This window comes from Nostoc paludosum FACHB-159, assembly GCF_014698835.1.
Lineage (GTDB): Bacteria > Cyanobacteriota > Cyanobacteriia > Cyanobacteriales > Nostocaceae > Nostoc > Nostoc paludosum.
The window spans coordinates 21,082-33,035 of the sequence record NZ_JACJTU010000007.1 but is presented as its reverse complement, the minus strand read 5'-3'; the positions used below and the strand labels follow the sequence as shown (position 1 = coordinate 33,035).

At 38.9% G+C, this 11,954-nt stretch carries 13 protein-coding genes and 1 tRNA gene; 5 read left to right on the top strand and 9 right to left on the bottom strand.

The genetic code is table 11. The annotated features are described in order from the left end of the window. Positions 1 to 141 precede the first annotated feature (141 nt). Positions 142 to 855, top strand: coding sequence for a hypothetical protein (locus tag H6H03_RS09125; protein ID WP_190954820.1), 714 nt, complete (start codon positions 142 to 144; stop codon positions 853 to 855). A 238-nt stretch (positions 856 to 1,093) separates the two neighbouring features. Here H6H03_RS09125 and H6H03_RS09120 read toward each other — a convergent pair whose 3' ends face one another. After that, positions 1,094 to 1,867, bottom strand: a complete 774-nt coding sequence (locus H6H03_RS09120; protein WP_190954819.1) for a hypothetical protein — start codon at positions 1,865 to 1,867, stop codon at positions 1,094 to 1,096. Positions 1,868 to 2,098: 231 nt separating this feature from the next. Next, positions 2,099 to 2,503 (bottom strand): hypothetical protein, encoded by a 405-nt coding sequence (locus H6H03_RS09115; protein ID WP_190954818.1) that lies wholly within the window; start codon positions 2,501 to 2,503, stop codon positions 2,099 to 2,101. Positions 2,504 to 2,570: 67 nt separating this feature from the next. On the opposite strand from H6H03_RS09115, the gene H6H03_RS09110 reads away from it, so the two are divergent. Then, the gene (locus H6H03_RS09110) at positions 2,571 to 3,236 is read left to right on the top strand and encodes a class I SAM-dependent methyltransferase (RefSeq protein WP_190954817.1); all 666 of its coding nucleotides are present in this window, start codon (positions 2,571 to 2,573) and stop codon (positions 3,234 to 3,236) included. A 161-nt stretch (positions 3,237 to 3,397) separates the two neighbouring features. On the opposite strand, the gene H6H03_RS09105 is transcribed toward H6H03_RS09110, so the two are convergent. Beyond that, positions 3,398 to 5,038 (bottom strand): purple acid phosphatase family protein, encoded by a 1,641-nt coding sequence (locus H6H03_RS09105; protein WP_242057761.1) that lies wholly within the window; start codon positions 5,036 to 5,038, stop codon positions 3,398 to 3,400. 313 nt (positions 5,039 to 5,351) lie between these two features. Between H6H03_RS09105 and H6H03_RS09100 the strand changes: the two genes are divergently transcribed. Continuing rightward, positions 5,352 to 5,591: a hypothetical protein gene (locus H6H03_RS09100; protein ID WP_190954815.1), complete on the top strand. Its 240-nt coding sequence runs from the start codon at positions 5,352 to 5,354 to the stop codon at positions 5,589 to 5,591. A 542-nt stretch (positions 5,592 to 6,133) separates the two neighbouring features. Here the strand turns inward: H6H03_RS09100 and H6H03_RS09095 are convergent. The 5 genes from H6H03_RS09095 to H6H03_RS09075 form a co-directional block, all read right to left on the bottom strand. Then, a complete protein-coding gene (locus H6H03_RS09095; protein WP_190954814.1) occupies positions 6,134 to 7,519 on the bottom strand; it encodes a hypothetical protein in 1,386 nt (461 codons plus the stop codon). 224 nt (positions 7,520 to 7,743) lie between these two features. Beyond that, a tRNA-Pro gene (locus tag H6H03_RS09090) sits at positions 7,744 to 7,817 on the bottom strand. Positions 7,818 to 7,912: 95 nt separating this feature from the next. Further along, a complete protein-coding gene (locus H6H03_RS09085) occupies positions 7,913 to 8,278 on the bottom strand; it encodes a DUF1818 family protein (protein WP_190954813.1) in 366 nt (121 codons plus the stop codon). A 155-nt stretch (positions 8,279 to 8,433) separates the two neighbouring features. Beyond that, complete coding sequence (locus H6H03_RS09080) at positions 8,434 to 9,030, bottom strand: hypothetical protein (RefSeq protein ID WP_390842034.1); 597 nt, start codon at positions 9,028 to 9,030, stop codon at positions 8,434 to 8,436. Positions 9,031 to 9,134: 104 nt separating this feature from the next. Then, positions 9,135 to 9,371, bottom strand: a complete 237-nt coding sequence (locus H6H03_RS09075; protein ID WP_094351515.1) for a DNA-directed RNA polymerase subunit omega — start codon at positions 9,369 to 9,371, stop codon at positions 9,135 to 9,137. Between the two features lie 151 nt (positions 9,372 to 9,522). On the opposite strand from H6H03_RS09075, the gene H6H03_RS09070 reads away from it, so the two are divergent. After that, a complete protein-coding gene (locus H6H03_RS09070) occupies positions 9,523 to 9,942 on the top strand; it encodes a fasciclin domain-containing protein (RefSeq protein ID WP_190954812.1) in 420 nt (139 codons plus the stop codon). A 164-nt stretch (positions 9,943 to 10,106) separates the two neighbouring features. Here H6H03_RS09070 and H6H03_RS09065 read toward each other — a convergent pair whose 3' ends face one another. After that, positions 10,107 to 11,570: a glycoside hydrolase family 13 protein gene (locus H6H03_RS09065; RefSeq protein WP_190954811.1), complete on the bottom strand. Its 1,464-nt coding sequence runs from the start codon at positions 11,568 to 11,570 to the stop codon at positions 10,107 to 10,109. Here H6H03_RS09065 and H6H03_RS41210 point away from each other — a divergent pair. After that, positions 11,565 to 11,690 (top strand): hypothetical protein, encoded by a 126-nt coding sequence (locus H6H03_RS41210; RefSeq protein ID WP_277926136.1) that lies wholly within the window; start codon positions 11,565 to 11,567, stop codon positions 11,688 to 11,690. The two genes, H6H03_RS09065 and H6H03_RS41210, sit on opposite strands and share 6 nt — an antisense overlap. Positions 11,691 to 11,954 lie beyond the last annotated feature (264 nt).

The window sequence follows — 11,954 nt, the reverse complement described above, 5'->3', positions numbered from 1 at the left end:
TTCAAATATATTGATTCATTTTCGTTACAAAAAGCTTCATAAGACTTATCAAATAGCACCCTGATGGGTACTATTAATGCTGAATAGAATGTGGTATTTAGTAGATTTATATCTTAGGGAAGAGGTAATAAAATTGAATCTATGAGTACCCTTTCTGAACTTCAAAGCAGAAAACTCGGATTACTTGAATTAATATCAATAGGCTTTGACTTATATCTCAAGAATTTTACGCTCTTTTTAGGTATTTATTGTATTGCGCTGCCTTTTTCAGCCATCATCCTTGTCGGTAGCACTGGAGCATTTTCGTCTAATCCTATTTTACTAATTTTGTATGTTTTATTTTATCTGTTTTATTTAATTGTTGTAATACCAGGTTATGGTGCTGCTTATTCTATCATTACAGAAGGCTTAATTCTTGGTCAAAGACCTCAAATTGAAGTTATATTTAGACGGATATTGGCTGCTATTTTACCTTTGGTTGGGTTAAATCTAAGATTTGGTATCAATTATTTTTTTAGATTTTTATTACTAGCAATACCAGGAATTATTTATCTGGTAAACAACGGTTTTTATACTACAGCTTTTATTCTCCGAGATCAAAGAGGTAAGGCAGCACTTGAGTATAGCAAAACCTTAGTTAAGGGTAATTGGTGGAGGGTATTTTTCTTTTATTTAATAACTGGTCTAATCAACTTTGGCTTACTGAGAATTCTAGACAAGATTCTGAGTATTGCTATTGTAAACAATCCAATATTAGTGGCTGTTTTATCTAATGCGTTAACAGGCTTAGTTGGTCTGGGAGTTGGGGTGAGTTTGATTTTACTTTTTCTTAATTTGGAGTTTCAAACACGGTAATATAAGAATTCAGAATCCAGAATTCAGAATCCAGAATTATAAATTCAGTCTCTATATGAAGATGGTGCGTTACGCTGGGGGATAACGCACCCTACTATTAAAGAATTTTTGGCGTTGCTGATTTCATGTATGAAAACGATTGTGCATGATATCAAAATCCTGTAGAGACTAGCAATTGCTAGTCTCTACATCTGGATTCATACCGCAATTCAGCAAAGCCGAATTTTTGGTGTTAAGTTTAGGCTGATTTAAAAAATCGAATGATCTCGCGCACATGGTCGAGAAATTGTCCATCAGTTGAAAGCTGCGCGATCGCATTTCTGGCTTCTCTCCCTAACCGTTCGTGTTCTGTGTGATTTATTGCACGTAATTCTTCTAAATTAGCCGCAATCCGCGCTAAATCTCTGCGAGTTTCTTCAGCAAAACGTTGTTGCATTGCTGGCAATGAAGAGGGTTGTTCTGGGTTAAGTTGCTCCTCTAAAGATTGCACTTTTTGTTCTAAATTAGAAAAGCGATCGCGCAGTTCAACAATATCTTCACGGGGATACTTCCATTCTTGGCGAATCATCGTTAACCGTGCATATAAATACTCGTAAGCCCGAATCGCTGGACGCAGAATTGTTAATAACAAAGCTGCACTAGAACTCACATATCCGACTGTACTAATACCAGTGACAGCGAGAGTATAAAGACCAACGGCTGAGAGTAAGTGTAAAGCAATGGCAACCCAGAGCGATCGCTTTGCCAAAACTGTGACATACTTTACTTGTTTTTCATCGACTGGAATTCCTTTCTCTGTAGATTGTGCTGCTTCCGCTAAAACTTCTTTAGCTTGAAAATGCACATTCCACGGTACCGTAACAATTACCAACAGCCACCAAAAACTTGCACCACCAATCACCCAGTCAAGAAAGCTACCAGCAGGTATGTGCAACCATTGGAGTAAACCAAAAGCAGCCAATACCACAACTACAATACTGGCAATGGAACTGATAAAAAAGTTAATATACATTTTCTATTGTCTCCGATGAAACCATCATTTCGATCGTGACTATGCCCCAGCAGTTTTACTGAAATAATTGTGATGCTTTTTTTTGTTGCACACACTATCTTTTGGATGAGATAGCTACATTAAATAAGTTAAGTATCTTTCTCACCTTTTTGTAAAAATTAGTAACACAAATGCTTGTGATAGTTTTGCTAGCTGCACATATAGCAGAATTGGCTAATTAACAATTTTGAACTATTGAATGAGATAACTACGCCAAATTGGTTGCATATCTTTACTACCTTTATCTGGAAGCAGTAATCGCCAAGTTTTACCTTCTTGCTGAATTTGCAAGTAAAGGTTAAACGGTTTTTTTGCTTGCGTTAAGCTTCGTTTTGGCAACTTAACAATTAAGTCGTATGTTCCTTGGACGCGAAAAGCTGGTAAATTTTCAATAGTTAGGGGTTGTTCTTGGCTAATGGATAGCCGCTTGATTTCAAATCCTTGAAAATCTAGATCCAACTGCTGGCTAAGCTTTTGTTGAGTTTGTTCTAGCTCAAGTGCGATCGCTTTTTGCACTAATTCGCTAGTCGGTAGCAATCCAATACTGCCACAAGCCGTCAATAGCAACAACAATATTACTGTCAAAAGCCGCACCATATTAATCCTCAGAAACCCCTAATCAGCGATAGTATAACTGTAGATTCCCTAAATTTTCTCATCTATCATGCCAAAACAGTCTATAGGTCTTGATAACCAACTATACAATTATCTTTTATCCGTTTCCCTGCGAGAACCAGAAATTCTTTGGAAGCTGCGTCAAGAAACCGCGAACCACCCCAGTGGCACAATGCAGATTTCGCCAGAACAAGGGCAGTTTATGAGGCTTTTGGTGCAGCTGATTGGAGCGAAGAAAACCTTGGAAGTTGGCGTGTTTACAGGTTATAGCTCACTTTCTGTAGCTTTAGCGCTACCAGATGATGGTAAAATTATTGCAGCTGATGTGAGTGAAGAATTTACTGCGATCGCCAGGCGGTATTGGCAAGAAGCTGGGGTTGCCCATAAAATCGATTTGCATTTGGCACCAGGCTTGGAAACTTTAGATAGATTGTTAGCAACTGGCCAAGCCGAGACATTTGATTTTGCTTTTATCGATGCTGATAAAGAAAATTATGAGGGATATTACGAGCGATCGCTACAATTAGTACGTCCAGGCGGATTAATTGCTATTGATAATGTTTTGTGGTCAGGGCACGTTGCTGACCCACAATTTCAAGATGAAAGTACCCAAGCAATTAGGGCACTAAACGAAAAGTTACACCATGACGAACGCGTAATTCTTTCTCTTGTCCCCATTGCAGATGGACTTACTTTAGCAGTTAAACGACGTTAGTATTTGAATACATAGCAGGCAACAAGCAATAGGCAACAGGCTTGAAAATCGGTTTATGTCCTAAATTATGCTTTAACTGCTATATTTGCTTTATCTGATTGCCATTAGTCATTTGTGATTGGTCATTGTTTTTTAATCACTAATGACTAATGATTAATAAATTATTTTAACTTAAATTCATCAAACTTTAGTACCTCTGAATCAGGCTTACGAGTATCAAAATGATAACTAGCGATCGTACCCGTTGCTGTGTCAAATATACTAAAAACTGTAAGCTCATTACTAGCAATATAAGGCATCGGTTTAGCATCTTCACCTAACAAAGGAGCAATTGTCGGTACTATCGGTTCTAAACCATTGGGGTCGCCAAGTTGAACATACTCTTCTTGATAGCCAATTGGCACTTCTCGCTTTCTGTTACCCCAAGCCGCACCATAAGTATTACCAACATTAGATGTTTCTAAAAAGTGTATTCCACTGGGGCTAATAAAGCGATTCCACAAATGGGAATGTCCATAAAATACTAATTGCACATTCGCTTTTTCTAGCAAAGGCACAACATCTCGGATGATATAATCTGTGTCTTTGGGATACTCGTAACGCACTGCCTTAATATTGTTACCATCTCGCTCAATTATTTGTACTGGTTCTGTATAGGCAGGAACTATATTATCACCCAGAGTATGAGGCGGATGATGAAACATTACAACTTTGTATTTTGCTTGTTTAAACTCACGGCTGTTGAGTTCTGCTTCTAGCCAATTATACTGCTTGGAACCTTTAGCAATTGGCTCATAAATTACCTGTCCATAACCCCAATTTTCTGAATTATTGAAATCCTTTTCTGCTTCTTGATATCTACCTTTACGCTTTCCATCTAAACTGGGGCTGCGCCACATATTCGTAATGTATAGTACTACGAGACGTACATCTCCAAAGGTAACTGCGTAATATTTTTTTCCACCTTCTTGACTTGTCGGTAGAGTGAAAATTTCTTCGTAGGTAACAGTATTAAAAGAATTATCGATGAGAGATTTGTCAGGATACAATTTTTGAGCGATCGCATGAGGAATGGTATCATCAAACTCATCATTTAAACTGCCAGTTCTAGCAAATCGCCCCATCACTTCATGATTACCAATGCAAGTAAACATGGGTGCATGTTGAATTATTTGCCCACCAGTGTAGGTTGTCTTAACACCGTCGTGAGTCATTTCGTACTTAGCACGACCTTGTAAACCGGGAAACAGCGCACCACCGCTATTATCATCAAACCATTCGGAGGCGCGATCGGGAATATTGACCAAATCACCAGCAAACCATACCCCATCAACTCGTCCAACCGTTTCTACTACCTTTTGCAGATTTGCAGATGTCATCGGCTTTAATTGATGGTCTGAGGTAAGCAGAATTTTTAGTGGTGTACCTGGTTTTGGAGTAGCTGCAAGAGTAAAAACATCACTGCTAACAGTTTCGCCATCTTCCCGCACACTTGTAACGCGATAGTTTACCCGCACACCAGGAGTTAACCCAGTTACCTCAGCTTCATGTCGCCAAATGTCACGCCTAACAGGTTTTTGATAAACTTGCTTGTCTTGGGTTTGGTTTCCAACCCTTGATTTTTGGTCTTCACGCGTGCGACTGAGTTTGATAGTATTTGCCTTAGCAGTTTGTTTGAGATTTTCACCGTAGGACACTGTATGTTGAGTACCAGCAAACTCGGTAAACCAAACTACTCGCACTGAATTTTCAGTTGGCAACTGCAAAAATGGATCGGTCAGCAGATAAGGTGCTGATATCATATCTGTTTGCCTACATGAATGCACGCTTACTAGAGTAAAGCATATAACAAGCGAAAGCATAGCCACCGAGGAGATTTTACGGCTATCTAAGCGTCTGAGCATGAGTAACATACCAAATTTTATAGGGTATTCACTGACTGAATGCAATTTTATTATTAGCTTTTTTTGGGGATAAAGTTTACAATTTATCCTCGATAACCCCTTATGCAAACTTCTCCCTTTAGCCAAAGGTAACGATCTAGAATTAAACTCAATAGGGTTAACCCTAACAATGGTAAAGATAATGTTCTAACTATATAAGGTTGAAAAAATCATGCAAGCAGCTATACGTATTACAACTAAAGTTTTACCAGGAAACAAAATAGAAATAGAACTTCCACAAGCCGAGATTGGCGACAACGTTGATGTATTTGTTATTTTGCCAGAAAAACCGGCATCAAAACGCGCTTCTGTCTTAGAGTTAATAGAACAAGCCCGTAGTAAACACGCTTTCAGAACCACCGAGGATATAGATAGACAACTGCAACAGGAACGCGATTCATGGGACAGCTAATACTCCCTTCTTCTGGCGCTATCTATATAGACACATCAGTGGTGATTTATACCATAGAATGGAACCCTGATTATTATTCAAAATTCTGTGATTTTCCAATACTCTTGATTATTTAATATTTTGAAATTTAAAAGTTTTTAATATATTTTTAGCAATTATTTTCTGACAACAAATCTATTCATATTTAGTAATGTAAACCCCTAATCAACTGGTCGTTCACGAATAACACCACCAATTCTTATATACTGTCCAGTTTTTAATCCTTGTTGTATCCAATCAAAAATTTCTAATATAGTTTGAATGTCAATCATAATTTAAATTGATGGTGCTACAAGTAAAGCTTACTATTTTAGTTATAAATAAACTTCTTCTAACCATCTATAGTATTTCAACTAAATTTATAATAAATTTATCTGAGGAAAACCTAAGCTTATATTGTTATCTTCCGTAATTACTCTTAAGGATAATTATCAACTACTTTTTCATAATGAATCCGTTCACCTTCAGGAGCGCAAACTCGCAATTAATTTGAAGTATTAAATTTAATCAAAAAAATACTTATGTTTTAGTTCCTGATATTTGTCTAAGAAATTTTCTATCTCTAATTTAGACCAGTCATCTATTTCAATACCATAGTTGCGTTTAATGTCATCCAATCTATCATACAGATTACTATCAATAACGCTACTAGTCATTACACAAAATCCTTTCGCCCCATATTGAGCTATAGTATCCATCATATTGATTTTGCTTGCAGTAAGTGAACTGCCATCTCTAATTAACTTACATTGTACAATCCATTTTATTGAATCAGTTCCAAGACGCGCTGGTGTGTAAAACTCTATATCTCTACCGCCATCGCGGGAGCGCGATTTACCCATTTTTCTTATTTTAATAGGCTTATAATGCTTACAAATTATATGGTAACAAAGTTCTTCAAACTGCTCGTCATTAAGTTTTTGCCAAGAATAGACCATTTCATTTTGTTTTCCAACTAAGCCTTTAAATATATTTAAATATTCTTCTAACTTGTCATATCTTACTTTTTCTAAACAATCTCTAAAAAACACATATTTATAAAATTCATCACATACTATTAAAATGTCTCCTTCTTTAGCTAAAAATATTTTTTTCATCTGTTGGTTAAAATCTTGAATATCAAAATATTTATCTTTATACTTCTGAAGCAAAATATCTCTAGCGCAAGTTTGTGTTTGAAATAGTCTTTCTTGAGGGAAAGATACAACACTAGTTTTATTAAATACAATAGGTTCATGATTTAGTATTGATAAATAATTGGCTTCTTCAAGTAGAAGTAACTCATCCTCAACGCCACCGTATTTTTGTAACAATTCTGTAATATCACCCTCCAGTGGGACTATCCAAGAGTAGCGAGATACATAGAATTCATAGCCAATATCAAGGCTTGCAAATGATTTCCAAAACTGATGACGACGTTCGGGATATTTTCGATGTGATTCTTCAACCTCTTCATCGTCTAAATCATACTCTCCACCTATATAGTTTGCTAGAAAAGAATCAGCTATATCCGGAAAGTAAATTTTAGTTCTTTCTTCTAAATTAAAATCAGAATAAAACTCGCTATATTCATCTTCAGTTAATTGAGAGTACCAAGCTAGTTTTTCAGCTAATATTGTAACATCTCTAACTTGCAGTAAAAACTGAATTGAACTATTGCCTATATGATATGAAATTTCTTCACAATATTCTGCTATGCTTTCTCCTAAAATTAATGCTCCATAATAGTCATCAGCTATATCTAAATGTGAATTACAGCTGCCCCATGATGGACACGGGACTTCCAAGAGGATCATTTTATTAGCATTAACCAGAATTTTATACCAGTCATCAAATGTATAACCATTAATTTCATATGTACTGATTTTTCTGTAATTTTGATAACTCATGATGATACTTTATTTCATTTTTGCAAGCCTTTGCAGTTTAATTATTTTCTAACTCACACTACCATTGCCTACAAGTCCATTCTGTACTTTGTTTCGGGCGTTCATAAGCCTAACCAATTTGCTAAGAAATTGGTTAGAAATTAAATTCAAGCATTAAATTTAAGCTTAGAGACTAAAAAACCCTCCAATCTCCTGAAAGAGTGGTGGGTTAAGAATTTTATCAATCGGAGCGGCGGGATTTGAACCCACGACCTCCACTACCCCAAAGTGGCGCGCTACCAAGCTGCGCTACGCCCCGTGAATCAGTTTTGGATTTTAGATTTAAAACCTTGAATCCGTTTATTCACTTTCGCTATTTTAGCATGTAGAGAAATAAAAGTCTAGATATTAGCTTTAAAAAACTTTGAGCATCCCGCTAGCTTGCAGTAAATCTCCAACAGCACAAGCATCCCATTTACCTTCTACACATCGCCCTGTATTCAAGATGAAACGCAGGCTGTAGGCGTGGGGATAGCCTTCTACCTCCATCCATAATAAATCGCTTTCAGCTTCACAGGCGATTTTCTCTTCTTCCATTAATTCTGTTGCGAGTTGCTTCATGGTGTCTGCTAACTGTGCCAGTAGACGACAAAAATCATTCAACTCGGCTTCGGTTAACTCAATTGCCCAGTCATCAGTACCTATTAAACCTTTAAATTCAGGTGCATCGGGGTTCCAGCCAATACGCCAACCAGAACCGCTTTTGACAACGCGTTCCATAATTTAGTTAGGAGTCAGGAGTGAGGAGTGAGGAGTTAGGAGTTAGGAGTTAGGAGTTAGGAGTGAGGAGTTAGGAGTTAGGAGTGAGGAGTTAGGAGTGAGGAGTGAGGAGTTAGGAGTCAGGAGTTATTAATTTACAACTCATTACTCTGGCATTATTTAAGTAATTGTGCGCCTCCACCTTGGGGTGGCTGTGGAGTTGTTGATGTGCTGGGGTTGGCTGTGGAGTTGGGGCGAGGGGCTGATGTGTTTTGGGAATTAGGATTAAATATACTAACTAAAACTTCTACTAAAGCATTTCGCTGACTGCGAGTGAGACGAGCGATTGCAGCTTTATCGCCTTCTATGGGATTTTCCCGCAGTGTATCATTTCCTGGATAGCTACTATCAAACATAACTTCATTAGCACCCAGGTAATCAGCCAAAGTTAATTTCCAATCCAAGCGATAAATTGCGGGACGCCCTTTGGTGTAGACGTGATACCTAATCAACCGAGTTGCTAAGGTATTATTTTCGGCAACTTTGCCATTTTCTTTGTTGATATACTTATTTTCCCGTGGGAAATCTGGCAATTTTTGGTACACTATCTGCCAAACATCACTGGCAGTGATTGTCTGTGTTATCCCAGGTTGGATGGTAAATAAAGTGGAACCCAAAATAATTAAACCCACCATTAACGCAAATAGTATTGGTGAGTACTGAGTTTTAAGTTTTGAAAAAACTGATTTCAAAAAAAATTTTCTTTTTTTCATAGAAAAATACTTTGGTCGTTGCTGAGTGCAAGTATGAATTTGGCTGAATCAGAATTTTTGTACAGACGCGATTAATCGCGTCTCTACCTCACTCAGCAATATTTTTATAGTTCGCCAATAATTTCTGGCTGAGTCAATTCATCAGACATTTCGATAATTGCCCTTAGCACTGGCTTCATCATTGCATCTTCATTACTTTCAAAGTCTTCATAACGCCGACGCTTGGCACGATTCGCCACCTGAACCGTAATGCGGTAACGATTTGAGGCTGCACTGATCAAATCCTCAGCACGGTGCATAATTTGAGACTGTGTTGTCTCGAACTTAGAACGCTTTAGCATAATTAGTGGTTCTTGGGGACATTCTCCAGTGTAACAGTACTAAATCAGTCTGCTACTGTCTGTTTAACCGCCAGCAACCTTTCTGTTGATAGAGGCTAAGAGTATTTTAGTCACTTTATAAGTAACTTGTAGTATTAACTGACGCACCCTCATGGCTGATCTTGTGGAAACTGCGATCGCAGCAGGAAATTTCAATACACTGATAAAGGCTGTTAAAGCTGTAGATTTGATAGAAAGTCTCAAAAGTCCTGGTTCTTTGACAATCTTTGCACCCACTGATGAAGCTTTTGCCAATTTGCCAGAGGGAACTTTAGATTCCTTACTACAAGACATTCCCAAGCTCAAGAAAATTGTGGCGTATCATGTCGCTAGCGGGGATGTCAGGTCTGATGACTTGGCACAAATTAATGAAGCAGAAACCCTTGAAGGGTCAATTGTAGCTATTGAATCTGTCAACGGTAAAATTCAGGTGAATGGCGCCAATGTCATTAAAACAGACATTTTGGCAGACAATGGCGTCATCCATATTATTGATGCAGTGTTGATGCCTGCAATGGTGGCGGGGAAGTAAGGGCATGGGGCAAGCAGGAAGTGTGGGAGGTGTGGGAGGTGTGGGAGGTGTGGGAGGTGTGGGAGGTGTGGGAGGTGTGGGAGGATGGTGAAAAAATCTTTCTCCCCTCTCTCCCCTCTCTCCCCTCTCTCCCCACACTTCCCCATCTCCCCAGTCCCCAGTCCCTAACCCAGCCCCAAAATGCAGCCAGTACGTGCAGGAACAGTTAATGACAACTGCTGAGTTTCACCTTCACTATTCCACTCAAATTCAGCACTACCGTATAAGAGTTTGTTGGGTTGAGTGTGCAAACTGGCGATATCTACACTTGCTGTTACCGAACTTGTCCCAGCGTTGACGGCAATTATCAGTTCTTCTTTCTCTAAAGTTCGCGCAAAGATGTAAAGTTGCCCTTGAGCGTAGAGAACTTGGTAATCACCTGTACGCAATGCTGGGTAAGCGTGGCGGAGGGCAATTAATTGGCGGTGAGTATTGAAAATTTCTCGGTTCCAGTTAGCCTCTAAGGGAAAACCACGGCGTGAGTCTGGGTCTATGGCGCCAGGTAAGCCAACTTCATCGCCATAGTAGATACTGGAGGCACCAGGAAAGGTGAGTAGCAGTAGAGTTGATAATTCTATGCTGGGTATATCGCCACCGGCAATGCTCATCAATCGGGCTGTATCGTGACTTGCTAGCAAATTCAGTTGAGTCAGCTGAATTTCCCAAGGATAAAGTTCGAGTAATTCTTGGATTTTGCTGGCGTACTCGGCAGCAAATAAGGGTGGATAAGGTTTATAGTCGCGGCTTTGCACTTGATCTAAGACTACGCGATCGCCAGCCGTAAAGGCAATTGTCGGCCCGGCAAACAAATAATTCATCACTCCATCAAATTGCGTCCCATCCAGCCACTCACGGGAATCTCCCCAGACTTCGCCGACGATGTAAGCTTCAGGATTGATGGCTTTGACGCGATCGCGGAACTCTTGCCAAAAACCAGGGGTTTTAATTTCAAATGGTACATCTAATCGCCAACCATCGATGCCGAATTTAATCCAATATTCGGCAATTTCCATAATGTATTCCCGCACTTCTGGATTGTCGTGGTTAAATTCTGGCAAGGCGCGATTTCCAGCCCAACCTACGTAGTTAGCAGGAAACTCGCCATTGTAGGGGGAAACGGGCCAACCTTCGATTTTGAACCAATTTACCCACGGTGAATGAGGCCCATTCTCTAAAACGTCGTGGAAAAAGAAAAATCCCCGGCTGGAATGGTTAAAAACTCCATCCAGAACAACTTTGATATCTCGTTGGTGGGCGGCCTCTAGTAATTCTTTAAAAGCTTCGTTGCCCCCCAGCATGGGATCGACTTGATAATAATCATGGGTATGATAGCGGTGATTGCTGGCAGATTGAAAAATCGGTGTAAAGTAAATGGCGTTAATGCCCAGATCCTTGATATAGTCTAAACCTTCCATGATGCCCCATAAATCCCCGCCTTTATAACCTTGGAGTGTTGGCATTGCGTCCCAATCTTCCCAACGGGCTTCATGCAACAGGCGTTTACGTGGCTTTTTGCTTCTAGCAAAGCGGTCTGGAAAGATTTGGTAGAAAACAGCGTGCTTCACCCAGTCTGGTGTTTGAATTTGCATGAATTACTCACAGTGGCTTCAGAAGCGATCGTTGCAGATATTAGCTTCTTTGTGGCTCCTACTTATGATAGAAAATTGGGCATTGGGCATTGGGCATTGGGCATGGGGCACTTGTACTGAGCGCAGCCTCTCGTAGAGAAGTATTGGGCATGGGAAGACTCTTTCCCATTTTTTATTTTTTATTCAGAATCTATTTTGTAGCCGAATAATACTATCAGAATTTGAAAAAAAATCCTAGCAAAATTATTAATTTTACTTAATTAATAATTGTTAATATTTATTGAATTAACTTTATCCGTAATGAATTAAGCAAGTACTGGATTATTTTTATAGATTATGAATTATGTCAAGGTGTATTCAGTCCTAGTAGTAGAAAAGGAAGTT